Source organism: Stieleria maiorica (assembly GCF_008035925.1).
Lineage (GTDB): Bacteria > Planctomycetota > Planctomycetia > Pirellulales > Pirellulaceae > Stieleria > Stieleria maiorica.
The window spans coordinates 9413565-9434772 of record NZ_CP036264.1; the positions used below are offsets into that span (position 1 = coordinate 9413565).

Consider the following 21208-nt stretch of genomic DNA (forward strand, 5'->3'; position numbering starts at 1 on the left):
GTGGGTTTCATGCGTCTGCTATTCGGCCTTTCCGAGTAGCAGCGCGATGCTGTCCATCAGGACGTGTTCGCAGCTTTTGTCGACGCGTGAGGCTCGCTGACTGGTTTCATAGCCGCCTTGTCCGTAGGCGATTTCGGTGCCGATGTATCCCGGGCCGTAGTCACCGTAGGCGGCCATCGCGACGTGCAGGTCGTCACGCATCTTTTTCGCAGCCAATTGGTATTCGACGAACAGTTCGCCCGGCATGTGCAGGACACGTACGTTGCCGACACCCAGACACGCCAGGTCGATCTTGTGACCGGATTGGCAGCGACCCAGCCACGCCAGATTGGCCGGAGCGGATTGAGCTTCGGGTGACGAGGGGTTTTCCAAAGTCGCTTGCAACTGATCGCGATCCAAATGCGGGGCCGGCGGCAGGGCGACGGGGGCGACGGACCAGGAAATTAAATCGGCGGTGATCGGAAACCGCTCGGCGGAATCAAAGGCCCGCTTCATGGCGTCGGCAACTCGGGCGGCCAGCACTAAACGGTTCGCCTTGTTGCCGTCGTTGTACTTGCCGGCGCCGATGTTTCCCCCGGCGCCGTTGAAGTGGATGTGCATCGTTTCGGGGACGTCTTGGCCGCGGATGATCCGAGCGATCCCGGGAAAGTCGGGGCTGGGGACGCCGGTGCGGTAGTAGCTTTGCGGATGACAGGCGTAGTACGTCAGCGAAGCGATCGCTTTGGTGCCGTTGTAGAACACCAGGCAACTGAGTTCTGGGTCGATGGTGCCTTCCGGTTCGGCGCGCAGTTCGGGGTCGCCGCATGCGGTGTATCGTGTCGCTTTGACTTTGCCGTCGGGGCCGAGCAGGCGTCGGTTCGAGGCGACTTTTTCGACGGTTGCGGTGCCGAATCCGGCGTGCGTGATCGTCTGGGCGTGGGGAACGGCGGCGGTGACGGTTTGGCTGAGCCGCTGGAGGACGTCGCGTTGGAAGGAGCTTTCAAACCCGCCCAGGTCTGTCGCCCCGGCGTGGTGCAGAATCTGTTCGGCGGTGAAGTCGGAGCGAGGCGCGTCGTGTTGATGCAGGCAATGCACGGCAACGCGATCGGGCGTAGTTTCGGCGGCGGTAGCCAAGGCATCGCGGAAGGCGTCGTGGGCACCGTTGGCGATCCCGATCCAATCGACCGCGCACAACACGATCGGTTGACCGGCTCCGACGATCACCAAGCCGCGGCAACGCAGCCCCAGTTCATCGTGACGTCGAACGGGATCGTACGCCATCATCGAACCGACCGGTGGCGTGACATCCAGATCAAAGGTCGCGACTTGGATCGAACCGGGTTCCGCGGCGAATCCTTCGACGTTTCCGATCGGAAGCCAGCCGAGCAGGAAAACGGCGAGCAAGAGAGTCATCGACAGGTCAAACGTAGCTACCTTCGCCAGAAGATGGATCCGCAGGGATTTCCACGCTCTGGCGAGCGTAGCTACGTTCGAGTCACGCTGTTTCGTTTGGTGGGGATGATGATGATCGGTTGGCATACAGTCCTCTGGGCGGGAATCCGGTTACAATCGGGCTCCCCATCATAGCCTGTCACTTCACCGGAAACACGTTTGATGCGTCGCCACCGTTTTGTCGCAGTTTGTTTGATCGCATTGGTCGTCGGTGCGATACCGAATCTCGCGACGGCCCAAGAGAAACCGTCCCGGCAATCGACCGCACCACCCAACGTGCTGTTCATCGCCATCGATGACCTGAACGATTGGGTCGGCTGTCTCGGCGGGCACCCCAACGCGTTGACGCCCAACATCGACCGATTGGCCGCACGTGGCGTGTTGTTTTCCAACGCCCATTGCCAGGCGCCGATTTGTGGCCCCAGTCGGGCGAGCCTGTTTACCGGGCTGTTGCCATCGACGTCGGGAATCTACGCCCAAATCAAAGACAAACTGATTCCGCAGGCAAGTGAAATCACCGGCAAGGTGACGTTAATGCCCGATTATTTCGAACGGCACGGCTACACGACGTTGGCCTGTGGCAAGTTGTTTCATAACGGCGACGCCGCCAAAGTGTTCGACGACTACGGCGGGCATTCCAGTTTCGGCCCGAAACCGAAACAGCGATTCAAGTACGATCCCGCTTGGTTTCCCGAAAAGATCGGCGGCACCCAGACGGATTGGGGCGTGTTTCCCGAGTCGGACGACTTGATGCCGGATTACCACATCGCCGCTTATGGAGTGGACCAGCTTTCCAAGTCCCATGACCAGCCGTTTTTCCTGGCGGTCGGATTCATGCGACCGCACGTGCCGTGGTATTGCCCTCAGGAGTGGTTTGACAAGCATCCGGTCGATCAAATCCAGTTGCCGCCGTACTTGAAGAACGATCTGGAGGACGTCCCGGAGCTTTCGCGACGGGTCAACGAGTTGCCGGCGATGCCGACGACCGAGTGGGCGATCAAAGAGAATGAGTGGAAAAACATCGTGCAGGCGTACTTGGCCTGCACCACTTTCGTCGATGCCCAGGTCGGCAAGGTGCTCGATGCGTTGGACGGCAGCCGATACGCCGACAACACGATCGTCGTGCTGTGGTCCGACCATGGTTATCACGTCGGCGAAAAGAACCGATTTGCCAAGCAAGCTCTTTGGGATCGCGCCAATCGCGTGCCGTTGATCGTTGCCGCCGCCGGTCGCGAGGGTGGCAAGGTCTGCAAAAAACCGGTCGGGTTGATCGATTTGTACCCGACGCTGTTGGACCTGTGTGGTCTGCCGGCCAATCCGATGAACGAAGGGCGTTCGATCGTGCCCCTGGTGGACGACCCGAATCAATCGTGGCCGGCGCCCACCCTGACCACCTATGGAAAGGGAAATCACGCGATCCAGACCGAACGTTATCGGTTTTATCGCTACGAAGACGGATCGATGGAGTTATACGATCATCAGGTCGACGCGAACGAATGGAAGAACCTCGCGTCGGATCCGGCGATGAAAGACGTCATCGACCAGCTGTCGGCCGCATTGCCAAAACACGACGCTTCGCCGACGAAGTACAACAGTTACCCGACCAACGAGTATTTTCTAGCGAAATAGTTTCCCGGCGGCGCTCAACTAAAATATGCGGACGGCACCGGCATGCGAGTTGGTGTGAAGGCTTTGGCCGCCCCGGGGTCGCTGCGATCGCAGCGAGGGGGAATCGCCTAAAGGCTAAACACCAACGGGTCGCGTAAAGGCTGAACACCAACGATTGCTGAATCCTTTACAATGGCGTGTCCTGCCTGTTGTCCCACCTCAATCTAAAAAAAGCAAAAGGGTCTCACTGAGATGCGTTCCTTCATGATTCTGTCCTGTCTGTTGCTTTCGTTCGTTGCCTCCGACGCGATGGCGGTTGATGTCGGCGACAAGGCGCCGTCGTTTGAAGCGGTCGACGAAACCGACGCGACGTGGAAGTCGGCCGATCACGTCGGTAAGAAAATCTTGGTCGTTTACTTCTATCCCGCTGACATGACCGGCGGCTGCACGGCACAGGCTTGCGGGTATCGCGACAAGATGGAATCATTCACCGCCGATGGGGTCGAGGTTGTCGGGGTCAGCGGCGATTCGGCCAAGAACCATCGCATCTTCAAGAAAGCACACCAGTTGAACTTTACCTTGTTGGCCGACACTGACGGCAAGGTCGCCAAAGCGTTCGGCGTCCCCGTCGCGCTGGGTGAGAAGACGGTGATCAAGGAGATTGAAGGAATCGAAACGGAATTGTTGCGCACGGCCACGGCAAAACGCTGGACCTTTGTGATCGGTTTGGACGGCAAAATCGCCTACAAGGATTCGGCGGTCAATGCGAAACAAGATCCGACGAAGATCGCAGACGTGGTCAAATCGCTGAAGTGATTGGGGTGCGGTCGATCGTGTAACGGCGCAGCAGCGTTCCCGCCAGGGCGATGCCGCTCAGGTAAGCCGCCTCGACGCGCGAACCGCCGCACCAGTCACCGCAGGCCCCGATCCCCGTGGTGGGATCAAACAGACATTCTTGGCTGAGCGGTCGGGCGGGCACGGCGTATCGCCAGCGGTGCGCGGTTGCCACTTCAGGCCGTGTGATCGTTGTGCCCAGCAACGACGCCAGCGCCGACTGCAAGGCCGCAGCCACGTCGGCGGGATCGTCTTCGACGTGTGCCTGCGACCAATCGGCGGACGCGTGAACGACCCAGGTGTTGGGCGTGGTCCGTCCCGGTTTCTGATCGTTGCGGGCAATCCACGCGATCGGGCTGTTGTCGACAAACGCACCGTCAAAGGCGGCCGTCGGCAGAGACGGGTCGGCAAGCATCAGTGCCCAGCAGGGACGCATCGTGACCGAGCGTACATCGTGAGCCAATTCGGTGTGGCCGTCGATCAAGCCAAGTGTTTGCGGCGGCGGACAATTGCACAGCACCACATCGAAGGGACCGTGCACTTCTCGGTCGCCGTTTTCGATCAGCCATTGTCCCGATCGCTTGATCAGGCGAGTGATCGGATTCCCGAGATGGACTGTGAGATCGTTTGCCAGGTGTTTGGCGACGGCGTTCATCCCCGGAATGCCGATGTAGCGGGGCATGTCGTTCTTTTCGCCGAGCAGTTTGCCGCGATTGCTCAGGTGAACGATTCGTCCCATCCAGGGTTCGACCAAGCCGTCGTGGATCCAACTGCTGACCAGTCTGCAAAACCGCGCGTCTCGGGCGGTGAAGTACTGGGCTCCGTGGTCAAATCGCAACTCGCCGGCACCGTTGGGAGACGTCGCGCGTCGCGTGGCCGTTCGTCCGCCTACGCCGCGTGATTTGTCGAACACCACCACGTCGATGCCGTGATCGGTCAGCGTCCGAGCGGCCGCCAATCCCCCGATGCCGGCGCCGATCATCGCCACGCGGGGCAGCGAGGCGGCGATCGGGCGATCGACATGCCGGCGGTAGGCGTCCAGATCTATCCGCTGCGCATGCTCGTCGCTGCAGCGCGGGCGGATCTTGCCGATCACCGGCTGCTCGGGTGTGAACGGACGATCGAATTGGCCATAGCACCACAGCACGCCGCCGTAGGACGCGGGGTTGCGACCGTCGAGTGCGTAGCGGTGGTTCAAATCCAACGTCAGCTGTAACGCGCGATGGGGAGATTCCAGCCAGGGCAGCATCGCTTTACCCCACGTCATCCGGACGTTGTTGTGCAGCTCGCCATGTTTCAGCAAGCTGCGTTGGGCGGCATCCCAGAGCGGGCGTCCCGTGTTGGCCCGCGCCAGGGTTTCCCAACTGCAATCCGCTTCCCGCGGGTCGTCCCCGTGCCGGCGCAGCGACTCCTGGGCCCAATCGGGCAGCGCGTCCAGACTGTCAACGATGTCGCGGTTGTGAAAGCAGTAGTGGAACGCCAACTCGCGCCACGTCAGCAATTCGTCAAGAAACTTTTTCGCGTTTCGCTGTGACGCTTCACGTGCGATCCGAAGCGGGCTGACCATCCCGTAGTGCAGGTACGCGCTCATGCGGCTGGCGCTCCCATCGGCCAGCGGATCGTTTCGAGCTTGTTTGTAGTGTTCCAGGCCATTTTCTTTGAAGTGATTCCAGCGTGCGTAACCGGCGCGGGATCCACCGGGCGTGTCCGTGACCGGGGCGACCGAGTGATCGATGCGACACTGTCCGATCAATGATGCCAGATCGACGTCTTGCAAGCAGATCGGTTCCAATCCCAGCGAAGCGGTCAGGTCATCGACGTCACACATTGGCACGTCAACGAACTGCTCGGGATACGGCAGGTTCAATCGCGCGTCGTACAGCGGTTTGGCGTGGCGGCGAAACTCGGCGGCCGAGGTACAGGTTTGACCGAGCAACGTGACCGGAGCGACGCAGGAGCAGTCGACGGTCGCCACCGGGGTGCGGCAGGTCGTGACCAATCGATCCAGCCATCCGACCAGCGGCTGCACCGGCATCTCTTCGGTGACCAGGCAGGCCGCCGCACGCGTCAGGTTACGCAGGTACGGGCCGCGTCGGCCCTGACGTTGCAAATGAAACGCCGCCACGATGCCGCGGTCGGACAATTCGCGTTGCACGTCGCGATGCCCCTGGAGCATGAAGGCGTGCAGTCGGTCGGAGGCGTACGGGTAATCTTCACTAAGCCCGTGGTAGACCAGCAGCGGCAGACCATTTTGACGGGCCAGGCAAAGCGCGGCGTCCAATGCAGGGTTTTCGTGCGCACGCAATGCATTGTGCATCCAGTACAACACGAATTGACCGGGCTCGTACGCCCCCCGGTCGGGCGACGCGAGCCAACGAAGACGCTCGGCGATGTGTTGGGGCAGCGCGATGTCCAAGCGTTCTGGTCTCCATTGGTGAACTGGGCTTTTCCGCGTGCATCGTACGCGAAAGTCAAACGTTCAGCAGGGCTGGCAATCGTAGCTGCCTTCGCCAGAAGGCGGTTGTGCAAGGTTTCACGCTGTGAATTTCCACGCTCTGGCGAGCGTAGCTACGTCAACGCATCGCCGTCTCGTTGATCGGACCGGATCAACAGGCGGGCGAGCCGTCCGGGGGGCAGGCCGGCGGTGAGGAAGCGGTCGGGGGCCAGCGACGGTGGAGCAGCGTCGCGTTGCAGATGGTTCACCGCCGCTGCGGCTGCCAGACGGCCGCTGATCACGGCGCCTTCCATCGTGGCCGGCCAGTCGGTTTGTGTCCAATCCCCTGCCAACGACAGCCAGGGAACCGCAGTGGCGGCCGCCGGTCGGATCGCATCGACTTCGGGGCGAAGTGAAAACACGCTGTTGGGATCGGTGACCAGCCGGTGACGCAAGAGCGTCGCATCGCGGGCGGCCGGAAACGCGTGGCGAAGTTCGCCCAGGACGGTGTCGACAAGCGTTTGCTTGGATTCCGAGACTTCTGCCTGGGACGCACTGATCACGACTTGATAGTAGTGCTGTTTTTCCTGCGAACCGAACGGCGCGCGGAACAGCCATTGGGCGACCGTGCCGACCATCACTGCATGGTCCAGCGGGGTAATCGGCGAATCGAACCAGAGGTGCAGCCCCGTGATCGGCGAAGACGGAATAGCTGAAATCGCAGGCAGGTCTGGCAACGCGTCGTGCTGGCCGTCGGGCCACTGATCAAACAGTTCGGCGATCCGATGCCAGGGGACGGCGCAGATCACAGCGTCGGCCTCCAGTGGCTGCGTCGACGTGATCACTCGTGCCTCGGGCGTGATCTGCCGCACCATTTCTCCGGTCCGAATCTCCACGCCGCGCCGCGTCAGTTCGCCCGCCAGCTGTCGCCCAAACAGGTCGGCCAGCGGGACGATCGGAACCAGCACGTCGCTGGCGCCGCGAGCGGCGGCGAATCCGTCGATCAACACCTTGCGGGCGGCGGCCATCGAAACGCGGCCGGTGTGTTCACCCAAGGCGCTGACCAGAATGACGTCCCAAAAATCTCGCACGGTGTCATCGCTCTGCTGTGCGTCCGTGAGCCAACGGCGGGCTCGGCTTGCGCGCAATGCCTCCGGCGGCGTCCGCATCAGTTTCCACAGCCCGGATCGGAGCTCACGTTTTTGCCGCGGCGAAAGATAACGTTGCGCATGAACCGTCCGCAGCAGGTGCAGCGGCGGCGGCAGCCAGCGGCTCGGGGCGAACCGGCTGGGCGGATGATCGGGATGCAAGAACGTGAGCGATCGATCGCGTCGCAGATGTTGGTCCAAACCACACGCGTGCAGCATGTCGATCAAGTTGGTGCAACATCCCATCGCCGCGTGTTGGCAATAATCGACTTCGCTGCCGGACTGGGGATCGACGTACGAACCGGCTCGGCCGCCGGGCAGTCGCTTGGATTCCAGCAGCGTCAGCCGCAGCTCGGGGTGGACGCGAGAGAGTGTTTCGGCGGCCGACATGCCGGCCAATCCGGCGCCGACGATCACGACGTGTCCCGGCGCGGTCACAGGCCTAGTCACGTCCCGACCTCGGTGACTTCGGTCGGCGGGACGGGCAGCCGATGGAAGATCGGTTTGACGAAGTGTTGGGAAACGATCCCGATTTTTTCACCCGGGCTCAATTGAACCCGTCGTGAGGCGACCGCGCGAGGATTTTCCGCGATGCGATCGAGCAGCCGGCGGTAGGTTCGCCACATCATGGAAAACATCGGGCGTCCGTCGCGGTCGAGGGAATCCCAGACGTTCCAACCGCTGACGTAAAGCGTCTTGGCACGGCGGATTTCGTCTTCGATCAAGCAGACCAGTCGGTCGTCCGGTCGCGGTTGCAGCAAGTCGTCTTCACACAAACCGTGTTGGGCAAAGTGCTGTCGCGGCAAATAGATCCGACCCCGCCCGGCGTCTTCGGAGATGTCACGAAGGATGTTGGTCAATTGGAACGCCAGCCCGCAATCGATGGCCGCGCGCATCGGCAACGGCCCCTTGAATCCCCAGATGTGCAAGCAAGCCAATCCGACGGCCGAAGCGACCAGGTAGCAGTAATGTTCCAGTTGCTCGTAGGTGTCGAAACGCGTCTTTTGTTGGTCGGCCAGGACCCCGTCGACGATTTCCAAAAGGTAGCGTGTGGGGATTTGAAAACGTCGCGTACAGTCGCGCAAGGCCGGCATGATTTCTTGGGCGCGACGGATCAGATCGATCGGCCAATCCGCGGTGTCGTCGGCCAGCCCCGGGGAGAGCTGCACTCGGTCGATCGGCGCGTCACTGATCAGGTTCAGCGCCGTGGTTTGTCGCCACCAGTCCAGCCAACGGGTCCGCAGGGCTGCCGGTTCGTTGCAGTCGCCGATGTCATCGGTGATCCGCGCAAAGGCGTACAACGCGTACATCGCCCGCCGTTTCTCACGCGGCAACAGCCAGAACGAACGATAGAAGTTGCTGCCGCTTCGGCGAGCAATCCGCCGGACCCGTCGGTAGCTGTCGTTCGTGAGCGAGGAAGATGGCATGGTTAAAGTGTGCCCAGAAACGCGCGGCCGACCAGCAACCCCTGTTTGAACTTTCCCACCGTCGGGCGAACCCTCAGGACATCGAAGTCAATGTCTCGAATCGCCTGGAGTGTCGCCAGGCCGCCATGGGCGAACAACAGGAGATCGTTCCGCAGCCACCTCGGGACATGATCGGCCAACGGCAATCCCTGTCGAAAGCAGTCTTCGGCCTGGTCACAAAGGAACGCCAGCATTTCACGCAGGGCAGGGGGGCTGGACGGCTGGGACAACATCGTCGGGGTGACACCGAATCGTCGGCGGAGGTCGCCGGGCAGGTACACCCGCCCGATCGCATGGTCGCGAGAAACGTCCTGCCAAAAATTGGCCAATTGCAGCCCCGTGCAAATCTGGTCCGAAAACGCGGCCGTCGTGGGGGTCAGCGCATCGGCCAGTTGCAGGACCAAGCGTCCGACCGGATTGGCCGAGCGCGAACAATAGTCCAACAACTGGGGCATCGATTCGTATTGTTTGATCCGTTGGTCTTGTCGAAAGGCCGACAGCAGGTCGTCAAAGGGTTGTTTGTCCAATTGAAACCTCGCAATCGTGTCGGCCAAGGCGGGAAACAGCCCTTCTGCCGGGGATTGGCCGCGAAACAGCCGGTCGATTTGCTGTTGCAAGGCGTCCAGCTCGTGCAGGGCGATCGTGTCGCTGGCGGATTCGTCGGCCAGGTCGTCGGCGGTACGACAAAACGCATAAATGTTGTAAAACGGTTGTCGCATGCGTCGCGGCAGTAAAATAGAAGCGACCAGGAAATTCTCGTAGTGCCCTGTGGCGAGCCGACGGCAAAACTGCTCGCTTTGTTTTAACTCGATCGGCGACGTGGTTCCGGACGACATTCAGGATAGATTTGATGAAGATTGTGCTGGCCGCCCCCCGGGGATTTTGTGCGGGGGTCAACATGGCCGTCGACTCGTTGGAGTTGACGCTGAAACATTTCGGTGCTCCGGTCTACGTTTATCACGAGATCGTACACAATCAGTACGTCGTCGACACGTTCAAGCAGAAGGGGGCCGTGTTTGTCGATTCGGTCGATGAAGTCCCCGAAGGAAGTGTGCTGATGTTTTCCGCACACGGGGTGTCGCCGGAAATCCGTGCCGCAGCCAAACAACGCAACCTGACCGCCCTGGATGCCACCTGTCCGCTGGTCACCAAGGTGCACCTGGAAGCGATCAAGTATGCCAAATTGGGCTACACCATCGTCCTGATCGGGCACCAAGGGCATGACGAAGTGATCGGCACGATGGGCGAAGCGCCCGAAGCGATCGTGTTGGTCGAGGATGAAGCGGACGTCGAGCGGTTGCAGGTCGCCGATGAATCCAAGCTGGCACTGCTGACCCAAACCACGCTCAGCGTCGACGACGCCAATCGGATCATCACCAAGTTGCGGGAACGTTTCCCGGCCATCCAAAGCCCGCCCAAAGGCGACATCTGTTACGCCACCCAAAACCGCCAAGACGCCGTCAAAGCTCTCTCCCAAGATGCCGACGTCGTCGTCGTGCTCGGCAGCCAGAACAGCAGCAACAGCGCGCGGTTACGTGAACTGGCCGCCGACCGAGGCAAGCGGGCGTTCCTGGTCGATGGACCCGGGGATCTGAAACGCGATGATTTTAGTGAGTCCGATACCGTGTTGATCACCGCCGGTGCGAGCGCGCCCGAGTCGGTGGTGCAAGAGACGATCGCGTGGCTTCAACGTGAGTTCGAGGCCGAGGTGGAAACGGCGACCGTGCGCGAGGAATCGGTGGAGTTTCCGTTGCCGAAACCGTTGCGGGCGATTTCGGTGGCGCAGTGAAGGAGTGAAGGAGTGAAGGAGTGAAGGAGTGAAGGAGTGAAGGAGTGAAGGAGTGAAGGAGTGAAGGAGTGAAGGAGTGAAGGAGTGAAGGAGTGGCTGGATGAGACGGGGCAAAACGATGGGGGCAAAACGATGAGAAGGCAGGATGATGGGGTGGTTGGATGATGGGGTGGTTGGGGACGCGATGGAGCGGCCTTGGCAGCTCGGGCACTAAAATTGTTTTGCCCCCATCGTTTTGCCCCCTCCCCCAGCTCGCTTCATCATTCTGCCCCGAATCATTCTGCCAATCTTTCTTCCCCCTTACTCCAGCTCGGCGATCTGCAGGCCGCGGAACAGCACATCGGTTGCCGGGTCGTGACCTTGAATCATGATCGTTCCCGCTTCGATGCGTTTCCCTTTGCGAGGGTTTTCGTGTGCTTCGCGGGTGTCTTCCCAGTCACTGACTTGCACCCCGCCGACCCAGGCGGCGATCTTGTTGCCACTGGCGTGCAGCAGCACCGTTGACCAGGCCGCGTTTTCTCCGGCGATCACCCGGGCGTCTTGGCGGCGAAAGATCCCTCCGGTGCCGCAATCCAAAGGCGTCAAACGGTTGCCGTCTTTGAATCCGTTGTTGATCTGGCATTCATAACCCATCATTTCATCGCCGGGGATGCAGCGAAAGAAGATCCCGGAATTCATTTCCGGGTCGTCGATCTTGTATTGAGCCAACAGGAAGAAATCGCCGTAGGACTGTTTGGTTTCCAGCTGTGTTTTGCCGCCACGGACATGCAGGTCGCCGTCGTCGTTGATCGTGAAGGTCCCAGGCATTTCCGGGTACTTCTTCCACTGTGACAGTTCCGCATCGAGCATCGGTTTCAATCCCAGCGGTCGGATTTTGATGTCTTTAAATTCCACGCGACCGGAGTTGTGTTGCAGCCCGATGCGATGGGGCGCCAAGTCGGCCGGGTCGGTGTATCGGCACACGACGTTGCCCTCCAGCGAGACGGTGACATCGTTGCCATCGGCGATGACGGACATGTTTCGCCACTGGCCGGGCGTTTGCGGGCCTGCGGCCTCCGCATCGACCTTTTGCCGTTTGACGACGCTGCCGGTGGGGAACGGGTTGTCATCAGGAGCGATGTTGATTTCGTAACAATCACGCGTGATGTCTGCCGGTCGAAACGGGGTGCGGACGAACACGCCGCTGTTGGTGTTTTCGTCTGCCTTGAAATCGAAGGTCAATTCAAAGTCACCCCAAGTCGAGGAGGTGCACATCAGGCATTGGTCGCCCTGGTCGACGACGATCGCACCGTCCTGGACGTGAAAGTTGGCATCGCCGGTGATCTCCCATCCGAACAGTGTGTGTCCGTCGAACAGACGCACCCAACCGGCCGCCGCTTCTTCATCGCTCAATCGGGCGGCCAGCAATTCGTCGGCGCTGGCCGAGTAGGACTGTGATGCCAGCGAAGCTGACGCAGGTTCGGACGGAGCAGTCGCCTGCTGGAATTTCTCGGCCGGTTCTGCGGCCGGCTGTTGGGCGGTCGGTGTTTCGGAGGTCTCTCGGTTGCATCCGGTCAACGAGAGCGATGTGGCCAGCAAGAGGATGGCGACGCATGTCAAATCCATCCACCCGTGCTTCGCTCTCGGACGACCGGAAGGACGCGAGTTCAGCCTGTCGGTGCGTCGCGAAGGGTGGCAAAGCGAGTCGTTGATGCGCGGGTTCATGCGGCTAGTACCCATAGGTTTCGAAATAGTGTTTCCAGGCCGATCGGATGGTCGCTTCGTCTTGGTCGGACAATTGGTGGCGATTGGTCCGGTAGGAGCGATGTTCGCTGGCGGCCCAGGATTCGATGACCGGGCGGACCGAGTCGAAATCGCTCAGTTTTAACGAGCGGTAGACCGTTTCCAGGATCGCCACCGGATCGGCGACCAGGTCTTCGTAGCGGATGTCGACGATCCGATTGGGGTCGAGATTGGGGCGATCGCGGAGGAAGGCGTCGTACATGCGGCGCAGACAATCGACGACGTACTGTTTTTCGGGGTTCAGTTTCTGGTCGTCGCCTCCCGGCGCGGTCGGATCGTCTGCCGGATCTCGGGCCACCTGCATGCCTTGGGCTTCGGCCAGTCCGGCCCACAGTCGGCAGGTCGACGGGAACAGTGCGCGGGGATCGCGGGTGACGTGGATGAACCTTGCGTCGGGGAATTCTTTGGCCAGTGCGGCGATGCGTCCGGTGTGGGTGGGGCTTTTGATCACCAGCGGCCGTCCGGTGACCGTGCTGACGCCGAGCAGGAAACGACGCAGGGCGCGGAGCCAACGTTGCAGATCGGTTGGCGAGACGTCTTGGAAATCCAAGTAATTCAGATCGACGGGCGGTTCACAGGGAAACGCGATGTGCCGGTAAGGCGACGGCAGCCCCAGGTTCATCAGCGCGAATTCGTCTTCTTGGGGACGTTCCCAGCCGGCCGCCATGTTGTCCATCGGGCGTTTGCCCGGCAGCAGCCAGCCGAAAAACCGTTGGAAGATCCACTCGGTGACCAGGAAGTGATGGGGGGCAAAACACTGGAACGTCGTCGGGCTGCTGTAACGCTCGTCCAGCACCAACAGTTCGTGCAACAACGTCGTGCCGCTGCGCCAGTGGCCGATGATAAACACCGGGGGGCCGTGCAATTCGGCTTCGGCAAGGCGTTTGCGGAAAAACAGCTGCTGAATCCACGCCAGGACCGTGTTCCAGGGGGTCGCCAGCGAGACGCCCAGCAGGTTGGGCAAACGGCTCGGGTGGATCCGAAATCGTCCCTGACGCAACAGCCCCCACCAGGTTCGCGGGCGCATGCCGTGCCAGAACCGTGGCGCATAGAACGGGTAGCGGTGAAACTCCGCCTGCGGTTTGACCGCTGCTTTGTCGTTGCGTTTGGTTCGGTCGGCCGGCGTTGCTTTGTCGGCAAGGTTCGCGGTATCGGCGGGGACGGCCGGCCGGCGGTGCTCGGTATCAGTCAACGAAGGACGCTGCGGGGTTAAATGAGAGATTCGAAAGGCAGGATAATGATCGGGGACACTGAACCAAATGGTTGGGCAGACTGTACGAATGGCTAAACCCTAATCTAACTCAGCCCACCCCGATCGCGAAAGCGCCACCCACGCGCTACAATCTGCCAACATGAGTGATTCTACTGAATTATCGTTTGCGGATCTTCAGCGGCACATCCGTCAGATGTACCACGAGAAGGACGTTGCCAGGGGGGTGGAGGGCACGTTCATGTGGTTGATGGAGGAGGTCGGGGAGTTGTCGTCCGCCTTGCGGGGTGACGATCGGGCCAATTTGGCCGAAGAATTCGCCGACGTGATTGCTTGGCTGACGACGATTGCCAACGTTGCCGAAATCGACCTCAATGCGGCCCTGGTCGCGAAATACGGCGGCGGATGTCCCGGTTGTGGCAAATTGGTCTGCGAGTGTCCCGATTCAGAAAAACCATGACCGATCACGTCAAGTTCGCGGCCACCACTGCGGTCCTCTTGCTGCTGTTGGGATCACCGGTCTCTGCACAGGACTCCGCACCGAGCGCGGACGCCGAATCGACTGTCGCCGATGCCGCGGCAGATGCGGTCATCGTCGGCATCAACGGGCACTACCGGGTCGGCCACTGCACCGCGGTCCGGTTGGGCGAATCGGTCCGTTCGACGCTACCCGAGGATGCGTCACGATCCGATTTTACGCTGCACACGCTCGACGGTGACGGCGTGGAGGTGCGATTCGGGGCTTATCCCGCGTTGCCCGGCCAGACTCACTCGGGCGAGCTGGGGTATGTGGTCCCGGGGTCCGAAGCGGCGCCACTGGAGATTCATCGGACCGGCGAATCCGGCACACAAGTCGTCGCCAAGACCCGGTTTCCCGCGGCCGGCGTCCCGTCACGTGGTCCGTCGATGATCCCTGCCGGAATGCCCTGGGTGGTCGCGATCGGGGATCCACTGGGGGTGGACCAGATCGGCGCGTCCAACGTGTTGCTGGACAAAGCGGCCAACATCGCCGTGACAAAAATTGACATTGCCGGCCGTATGCCGTTTCAGCCGCTCGGCTATGACGGCGTGGACATGGTGATGATCAACGCGACCGGTGTGCCGGTGCTCGAGGCGATGACGGAGACTCAGCAGGGGGCGCTGGTGTCGTGGCTGCGTCGTGGCGGACATCTGTTTGTCTGTTTGGGCGAAGCGACCGAGCGGACGGTGCAGGCGGCGCCGTGGCTGGTTTCCCTGTTGCCGGTCGAGGAGGTCACGTTGTCGCGTTATGACCCCGCGGCGCTGGAGACGTTTACATCCAGTCAGACGCCACTGGACATTTTTCGTGGCATCAAGCTGCCGCGACGCGAGGGCCGCACGCTGATTTCCGGGCGGACGACGCGGCGTGTTGCCGCCGTGTTGGGCGCGGACTATGTCGTCGGATTGGGCCGCCTGACGGTCGTCACGGCGGACTTGGATGATCCGACGTTTGCAGCTTGGCCGGAACGACTGGATTTGGTCAAAGAAGTCGTCGGCGAATTGCTGCAGGAGCAAACCTCAGAGCGCGACAATCGGACGGGATCGACGGCGTTTGCAGACTTGGCCGGCCAGATGCGCGGCGTCTTGGACCAGTTCGCGATCAAGCCGCGATTCAGCTTTTCGGTCGTTTCGTTGATCGTGATGCTGTTGATCGCCGCGATCGGGCCGCTGGATTATTTCTTGATCAACCGGGTTTGGGGCAAGCCGTTGTTGGGCTGGGTTTCGTTTCCTCTGGTCGCCGTCGCGCTTTCGGTGTTCTTGGTCGTTCAGGCGGCGCCCAAGGTGATCCCCGACACCGCATCGACCTCGTCGCCGACATCGACGTTGTTGCGGGCGAATCAATTTCAAGTCACTGACATCGACTTGATCGACGGCGCCGGTCGCGGATTCGCGTGGTGCTCGCTGTACTCGCACCATCCGGCCCGCGTGGACGTTCGTTATTCCGCCGGAGAAAACTCGTTACCGCTTGCGCCGGCGTCCGATCCATCGCCGGACGCCGCCCCGCCACGTTCATTTGTCTTTCCGATGGGGTACCCCGGTCGGGAATTCGGTGGGATTCAGTTGGCCGGTGAGAACACGGTGTTCGCCGATTATTCAGTGGTGCCCGCATCGATCGGTAGCGATCGTGAGCAAGGGGTGGCGACGGAGGTCCGTGGATTGACGATCGCCCCGCGGAGCAGCAAGTCGATCGCCACGCGGGCGACGTTTGCCGTCGAGACGCACGAGACCGTGCCCGTGACGCGACGCCCCGGAAGCGAGTTGTTGCGGGGGAAGTTCGTCAATCCGTTGCCGTATGACATCCTGGACGGCGTTTTGGTTTATGGAAACTGGGTGTATCTGTTGCCGACGCGTGTTCCAGCCGGGTCGAGTGTGCCGGAGTTGAGTGAATTGAGGCAGAAGAATTTTCGCTGGCGATTGACGCGGCAACGGTCGGCCGAGGACAGCGCGAGCACGACGACGTCGTGGACGCCGAGCGATTTTTCCGATGCCAAACGCGTCGCCGAAATGATTCTGTTTCATCGCGCCGCCGGCGGAGAGCTCTACACCGGACTCCGCCACGACGTGATCGGTGACCTGGACCTGTCCGGGTTGCTGGTCGAAGATCGCTGCCTGTTGATGGGGCGGACCGAAACGCCGCTGTTCGAGTTCGATGTCCAAGACACGGCGCATGATTCCGAGGGGTTCGTCCGACCCGGCGGCCGGGTGTTGTCGATGGTCCGCGTGGTCATGCCCGTCCGCGAGACTCGCTTGAACTGATCCGCCAGAACTGATCCGCCAGAACGTTACGAGAAAGAACTCCCGTGATCAAAACCGTCGATTTGACCAAAAAGTATGGCGATGCCTTCGCGATTCGCAGCATCGATCTGGATCTGAAGGCAGGCGATCTGTTCGGGTTTATCGGCCCCAACGGGGCGGGGAAAACGACGACGATGCGGATCATCGCTACGTTGCTTGAACCGAGTTGGGGCGAAGCCTACGTGTGCGACCATTCGGTCCACACCGCCCCCAAAGAGATCCGACGACTGGTCGGGTACATGCCCGACTTCTTCGGCGTCTATGACGACATGACCGTCGTGGAGTACCTGGAATTCTTCGCCGCCGCGTATCGGATCAACGGCCAGCAACGACGAGAGCGGGTCAACGAAATGCTGGAAATCGTTGACCTGGAATTCAAACGCGACGCCTTCGCCAACACGCTCTCGCGGGGACAGACGCAACGCTTAGGCCTTGCGCGGACGCTGTTGCATGACCCCCAGGTTCTATTGCTGGACGAGCCCCTGTCGGGGCTGGATCCCCGGGCGCGAATCGAAATGCGGAACCTGTTGCGCAAATTGGGTGAAATGGGGAAAACGATCATCGTCAGCAGCCACATTCTGCCCGAACTGGCCGACGTGTGTAACAAGGTCGGCATCATCGACCGCGGTGAACTGAAACAAAATGCCGAGGTCACCGAAGTGATTCGCATGGTGCGAGAGCACGTCGTTTTGGTGATCCAACCCAACAAGCCGGAACAATTAAACGCGATCATCGACTTGTTGGCCGGGCACGACAAAGTGCAGAACTGTGAGCTGGGCGATGCGGCCGTTCGGGTGATTTTGAAACCGGAGGTCGATCAGTACAGCGAGCTGCCGAAGCTGTTGATCGAAAACAACATCGACTTGAAGCGTTTCTCCGAGGAAGAGCTCGATCTGGAGTCGGCCTTTATGGCGCTGACCAAAGGGACCAGCACCCGGATGTAGCATCTGGGGGGGCGACGACGTTGTCCGGCGACGCTTGCTGCGTGCTAGGATTGTGAGACGCGAGGTGGCGATCGCGATTCCCCGTTGCCTCTGATGCCGACAAAACTCTTCTCCCCCCAAGTACATCTGATGCCAGACCCGCGGACACCCGGCCAGTGGTACATCAAGACCACCAATGGAGAGCGTGGCCCCTATCCGATCGAGAAGTTGCAGCGGTATGTGGATGCCGGCGCGATTCTGCCCAACGCCGGACTGAGAGACGGGCAGGGCCCGTGGGTCGCGGCGGCAACGGTCAAAGGGCTGACATTCCCCGCCGAAGCGATTGCCAAACTGCGTGCGGCCCATCGGACGGTATCACCGGGGAGTGATCATGCGGCTGCCGATCCCCAAGGTGCCGCCCAAACAAAAGACGACGCCGCGCCCGATCAGACGCGCGCCGACGACGACGATCACCAGCGGCGGACCGCAGAACTGAAATCGCTGGAACAGAAGCTCGATGTTTTGGCGAAGACGCTGGACGCCCGTGGCAGTGAGCTTGACGCCCGTGGCAGTGAGCTGGACGCCCGTGGCAGTGAGCTGGACGCCCGTGGCGGTGAGCTGGACCGTCGCGAGGAAGGCCTTCAAACGCGACAGGAGCAACTGGATTCCAAAGGCAAGGAGCTCGAATTGCTGCGAGAGGAACTGGAACAGCAGCGTGGGGAATTGGAACAGCAGCGTGGGGAATTGGAACAGCAGCGCGAAGGTCTGGATTCACAGTCCGCCCAACAGGCCGCGTCGCTGAAGGACCAGGAGCAATTGCTTGCCGATGACCGATCACGGTTGGCCGAACAACAAGCCGAATGCGAAGCCCGACGCGCCGATTTGGAACAGCGCGAGTCGCAGCTTGCGGCGCGGAGCGACGAAGTCCGGCAAGCGGACAGTCGACAGGAGGCCGAGCGGGAGGAGCTCGACGGGCGAACACAGCAGTTGGACCAGCGTGCGATCGAACTGGATCAACGCGAACAGGAACTGGTCGAGCGTGAGCAAGCCGTTGGCCGGCGCGAAGTGTCGTTGCAGGAACAAGCGAGCTCACAAGCGGAGCGTGAGACGGAGATCGACGGTCGCCATGCCGAAGTGATGCAGTTGCAACGTGAGGTGGAGGCGATGCGCGATCAGGTCGCTCGTCAAGCGGAACAGGTCGCAGAGTCGGCGCAGAACGCGCCGCCGGCGGATGTCCCGGATCCGTCGACTCGCCCGACGGACGCGGCGGAAGTCACCGACGCAACGGCCGAGTCGATTCTCCGGGAGAAACGGAAATTGCTGCAAGAATTCGCCGCCCGTCAGGCATCCCTGTCGCAGCGGGAAGAAGACTTGATGCGTCGCGAAAATGAACTGACTCGCCGCGAACTGGACATTGCCGTGCAACCCGCTTCGTCGGTCATCCCAGAGCCTGCTGTTCAGCCGGAACCCGAACATGAGTTGGTCACGCCGGAGCAGGCCACGACAGAGTGGCGCGATGTATCCTCGACCGACGATGATCCTGACGACACTCCCCCGCCCGCCATGGTCGAGGCGGACGAATCACGCGACCACGACGCCGATGCCGCACCGTCATCCTGGGAGGATGTTTTGGGGCGAACGGATGAACGGGCCGACGCCTACGAATTGGCCGTCAACGACGACCCTCGCTATGCGCCGTTGACGGCGCGCGATGAACACGAACTGGCCCAAGCCGTTCGATCCGACGAGGAAGCGGCGGATTCGGGCGGCGGAGCGTCCGCGTTTGCGGAGCCCGAGGATGCATCGATGGGGCACGATGAATCGCAGGAGTCGGATGTCGCGCGACGGGATCGTTTGCCGTCGGAGATTCTGCCTTCGGAGCTGCCGCACTACGACGGCGTTTCTCATGCGGCGGAATCCGAGGGCAACGTGGCGGTCGCCCCCGGTGGCCCGGCGTCCGACGCGGAGCTGAATCCACTGCGCCGAGCGGCGTTCGAGGAACGCTTCGGACCGTGCTGTCGCTACGACGTCGACGAAGACCCCGCGATGCGCGTCGATGTCTCGGTCCATTCCCCCGAAGGCAATCGTGACTTTATGACGCTGGTGACCAGCGGGATGAGCGACTATCCGATTCCGATGCCGAACGGACAGCGCAGTGTGCGGGCCGAATTGTTGCTCTACGTCACCCACCTGGATGACTTGGCCATCCAGATCCTCCGCGGAGCGGCCAAAGAACCCTATCGCAAAAAGAAAGGGCTATCGATCGGCACCACCGGGTCGCTCGACGGCCTGCACGATCTGCTGCCCGACAGCCAACAAAAGGACTGTGTCTATATGTTGCCGGTGATCGAATCGGACTCCAAACCGATCCAAGCCGAAGCAGGCATCGGCGGCGTGATCCAGTTGTTCTGGTTGATGACGATTACCGAGGCGGAGCGCAAGCTGATTGACACCGGCGGAATCCACAAGTTCCTCTCGCTGCTGGAAAAGAACAGCCACGCGGTGTTCTTTGACCCGATGCGCGAGTGCTATGTGAAACGGAAACGCTGGTTCCGGCGCTAGGCGACACTGGCCAGACGCATCACGAATTGTTCCAACATGAACCGGTCGCGGCCGTCGGCGCTGTGGGTTCCTTTCAGCCGCAAGTCGGCGTCCAGCAACCAGGCGAGCAACTGGACCGCTTTCTCGCGTTTCATGCGTTTCATGTCGGCGATCGCACGCGCGATCTCTGCCGGGCGATGCACGCCGGCTTGCGCCAGCGAGTCTTCCAGTGTCTGACGCTTGCCGGCCCGTTCGGCCGCCACGTGGGCCGACGCGGCCAGACCCAGGCGTCGCAGCGACCACGCGATTTGTGGCAGCAGGGCGATCGCCGGTTGCCCGCCGGAGATCAACTTGTCGAGTTGCTTGATCGCCTCGGCGGCGTTGCCCGAGGAGATCGCGTCGGTGATCTGCCAAATCGTCTTGCCTTGCCAACCGGCCACGACGTCTCGCACCAGCGGCTCTTCGATGGTTTCACCCGGCGGCAGGTAGAGGGCGAGTTTGGCGATCTCGGTGTCTAGAAACCCGATGTCCTCGCCGAGCATTTCGATCAAGGCGTCGGCCGCCGCGCCGTTGAGCTTGGTTTGATGGCGTGAGGCCACGTACTGGGTCAAGAACTTGCGCCGGCTGGCCGCCGTCGCGCCGGTCTTTTGCCCTGTTTCGCCGCTGCAACAAACCAGCACGTGGGACTTGTCGAGTGCCTTGTAGACCTTGGTGTTGGATGCCAGTGATTCGAACTGCAGCACCAGCCGCGCCGCCGTCCCGGGCTTGGCCAGATAGGACTCGATCTCGGGGCGATTGGCGGACACGAACTTGTCCGCTTCGCGAATCACGACCGTCCGTTTTTCGCCCATGTCAAACAACGACGCCGTCGACAACTCGTCGTTGATGTCCGCCCAACGACCGGTCGTTCCGTCCACCTCCGTGACATCCGCCGCACCGGTCAGCACAGCGGTCGTCCACGAGGTCAACGTGCTGTCACCACCGAACAACCCCGCAACGGCAAAGTCGACCGGAGCGGCGTCGGAGTGGGCAGCCAAGAATTCAAACGCATGAGTTTTCGACATGGGCGTAGTCTAGCAGGCAGAACCAGACCAACGAACCAGGGAAAGCAAGGGCAAGACGATGGGGGCAAGACGATGGTTCGGGGGGTGTTCGGCTACTCGGTGCTTGGTTATTGTTTTGCCCCCATCGTTTTGCCACCTTTTCACTCACAACGAGAGGTATCGTC

General features: G+C 61.2%; 15 protein-coding genes. 7 read left to right on the forward strand and 8 right to left on the reverse strand.

What is annotated here, in order from left to right:
* Positions 1–18: 18 nt before the first annotated feature.
* The gene (locus Mal15_RS32155; protein WP_199773774.1) at positions 19–1392 is read right to left on the reverse strand and encodes a hypothetical protein; all 1374 of its coding nucleotides are present in this window, start codon (positions 1390–1392) and stop codon (positions 19–21) included.
* Positions 1393–1593: 201 nt separating this feature from the next.
* Here Mal15_RS32155 and Mal15_RS32160 point away from each other — a divergent pair, with 201 nt between their 5' ends.
* Together Mal15_RS32160 and Mal15_RS32165 are read left to right on the forward strand one after the other, a co-directional pair.
* Positions 1594–3060, forward strand: coding sequence for a sulfatase (locus tag Mal15_RS32160; RefSeq protein WP_147871473.1), 1467 nt, complete (start codon positions 1594–1596; stop codon positions 3058–3060).
* Positions 3061–3291: 231 nt separating this feature from the next.
* On the forward strand, positions 3292–3855 hold the full coding sequence (locus tag Mal15_RS32165; protein ID WP_147871474.1) for a peroxiredoxin: 564 nt from the start codon (positions 3292–3294) through the stop codon (positions 3853–3855).
* Here the strand turns inward: Mal15_RS32165 and Mal15_RS32170 are convergent.
* The 4 genes from Mal15_RS32170 to hpnC form a co-directional block, all read right to left on the reverse strand.
* Complete coding sequence (locus Mal15_RS32170) at positions 3839–6289, reverse strand: FAD-dependent oxidoreductase (RefSeq protein ID WP_233903158.1); 2451 nt, start codon at positions 6287–6289, stop codon at positions 3839–3841. The two genes, Mal15_RS32165 and Mal15_RS32170, sit on opposite strands and share 17 nt — an antisense overlap.
* A 152-nt stretch (positions 6290–6441) precedes the next feature.
* Positions 6442–7905, reverse strand: a complete 1464-nt coding sequence (gene hpnE / locus Mal15_RS32175) for a hydroxysqualene dehydroxylase HpnE (RefSeq protein WP_147871475.1) — start codon at positions 7903–7905, stop codon at positions 6442–6444.
* The gene (locus Mal15_RS32180; protein WP_147871476.1) at positions 7902–8882 is read right to left on the reverse strand and encodes a phytoene/squalene synthase family protein; all 981 of its coding nucleotides are present in this window, start codon (positions 8880–8882) and stop codon (positions 7902–7904) included. Before Mal15_RS32180 ends, hpnE begins: the two co-directional genes overlap by 4 nt.
* Before the next feature lie 2 nt (positions 8883–8884).
* Positions 8885–9757, reverse strand: coding sequence for a squalene synthase HpnC (gene hpnC, locus Mal15_RS32185; protein ID WP_147871477.1), 873 nt, complete (start codon positions 9755–9757; stop codon positions 8885–8887).
* A 14-nt stretch (positions 9758–9771) separates the two neighbouring features.
* Here hpnC and ispH point away from each other — a divergent pair, with 14 nt between their 5' ends.
* Positions 9772–10710, forward strand: coding sequence for a 4-hydroxy-3-methylbut-2-enyl diphosphate reductase (gene ispH, locus Mal15_RS32190; RefSeq protein ID WP_147871478.1), 939 nt, complete (start codon positions 9772–9774; stop codon positions 10708–10710).
* A gap of 300 nt (positions 10711–11010) precedes the next feature.
* Here the strand turns inward: ispH and Mal15_RS32195 are convergent, their stop codons facing one another.
* Entirely contained in the window at positions 11011–12315 is a 1305-nt protein-coding gene (locus tag Mal15_RS32195; RefSeq protein WP_147871479.1) for a 3-keto-disaccharide hydrolase, read from the reverse strand.
* A gap of 103 nt (positions 12316–12418) precedes the next feature.
* Positions 12419–13684: a sulfotransferase family protein gene (locus Mal15_RS32200; protein WP_233903159.1), complete on the reverse strand. Its 1266-nt coding sequence runs from the start codon at positions 13682–13684 to the stop codon at positions 12419–12421.
* 160 nt (positions 13685–13844) lie between these two features.
* Here Mal15_RS32200 and Mal15_RS32205 point away from each other — a divergent pair, with 160 nt between their 5' ends.
* From Mal15_RS32205 to Mal15_RS32220, 4 genes are all read left to right on the forward strand, one after another.
* Positions 13845–14162: a MazG nucleotide pyrophosphohydrolase domain-containing protein gene (locus Mal15_RS32205; protein ID WP_095737597.1), complete on the forward strand. Its 318-nt coding sequence runs from the start codon at positions 13845–13847 to the stop codon at positions 14160–14162.
* A complete protein-coding gene (locus Mal15_RS32210; protein ID WP_147871480.1) occupies positions 14159–16477 on the forward strand; it encodes a hypothetical protein in 2319 nt (772 codons plus the stop codon). The genes Mal15_RS32205 and Mal15_RS32210 overlap by 4 nt, the downstream gene beginning before the upstream one ends.
* Positions 16478–16521: 44 nt before the next feature.
* Positions 16522–17460, forward strand: a complete 939-nt coding sequence (locus tag Mal15_RS32215; RefSeq protein ID WP_147871481.1) for an ABC transporter ATP-binding protein — start codon at positions 16522–16524, stop codon at positions 17458–17460.
* A gap of 129 nt (positions 17461–17589) precedes the next feature.
* Positions 17590–20001 (forward strand): suppressor of fused domain protein, encoded by a 2412-nt coding sequence (locus tag Mal15_RS32220; RefSeq protein WP_147871482.1) that lies wholly within the window; start codon positions 17590–17592, stop codon positions 19999–20001.
* Here Mal15_RS32220 and holA read toward each other — a convergent pair.
* Positions 19998–21044 (reverse strand): DNA polymerase III subunit delta, encoded by a 1047-nt coding sequence (gene holA, locus Mal15_RS32225; protein ID WP_147871483.1) that lies wholly within the window; start codon positions 21042–21044, stop codon positions 19998–20000. The genes Mal15_RS32220 and holA overlap by 4 nt on opposite strands.
* Between the last annotated feature and the right edge of the window lie 164 nt (positions 21045–21208).

What these genes read in the sequence shown, in the direction of transcription:
- Mal15_RS32195 (WP_147871479.1), bottom strand. Translation starts at nt 12,315, where the DNA reads ATGGATTTGACATGCGTCGCCATCCTCTTGCTGGCCACATCGCTCTCG.
- Mal15_RS32220 (WP_147871482.1), top strand. Translation starts at nt 17,590, where the DNA reads ATGCCAGACCCGCGGACACCCGGCCAGTGGTACATCAAGACCACCAAT.
- Mal15_RS32155 (WP_199773774.1), bottom strand. Translation starts at nt 1,392, where the DNA reads ATGACTCTCTTGCTCGCCGTTTTCCTGCTCGGCTGGCTTCCGATCGGA.
- hpnC (WP_147871477.1), bottom strand. Translation starts at nt 9,757, where the DNA reads ATGTCGTCCGGAACCACGTCGCCGATCGAGTTAAAACAAAGCGAGCAG.
- Mal15_RS32180 (WP_147871476.1), bottom strand. Translation starts at nt 8,882, where the DNA reads ATGCCATCTTCCTCGCTCACGAACGACAGCTACCGACGGGTCCGGCGG.
- Mal15_RS32205 (WP_095737597.1), top strand. Translation starts at nt 13,845, where the DNA reads ATGAGTGATTCTACTGAATTATCGTTTGCGGATCTTCAGCGGCACATC.
- Mal15_RS32210 (WP_147871480.1), top strand. Translation starts at nt 14,159, where the DNA reads ATGACCGATCACGTCAAGTTCGCGGCCACCACTGCGGTCCTCTTGCTG.
- Mal15_RS32165 (WP_147871474.1), top strand. Translation starts at nt 3,292, where the DNA reads ATGCGTTCCTTCATGATTCTGTCCTGTCTGTTGCTTTCGTTCGTTGCC.
- ispH (WP_147871478.1), top strand. Translation starts at nt 9,772, where the DNA reads ATGAAGATTGTGCTGGCCGCCCCCCGGGGATTTTGTGCGGGGGTCAAC.
- Mal15_RS32160 (WP_147871473.1), top strand. Translation starts at nt 1,594, where the DNA reads ATGCGTCGCCACCGTTTTGTCGCAGTTTGTTTGATCGCATTGGTCGTC.
- holA (WP_147871483.1), bottom strand. Translation starts at nt 21,044, where the DNA reads ATGTCGAAAACTCATGCGTTTGAATTCTTGGCTGCCCACTCCGACGCC.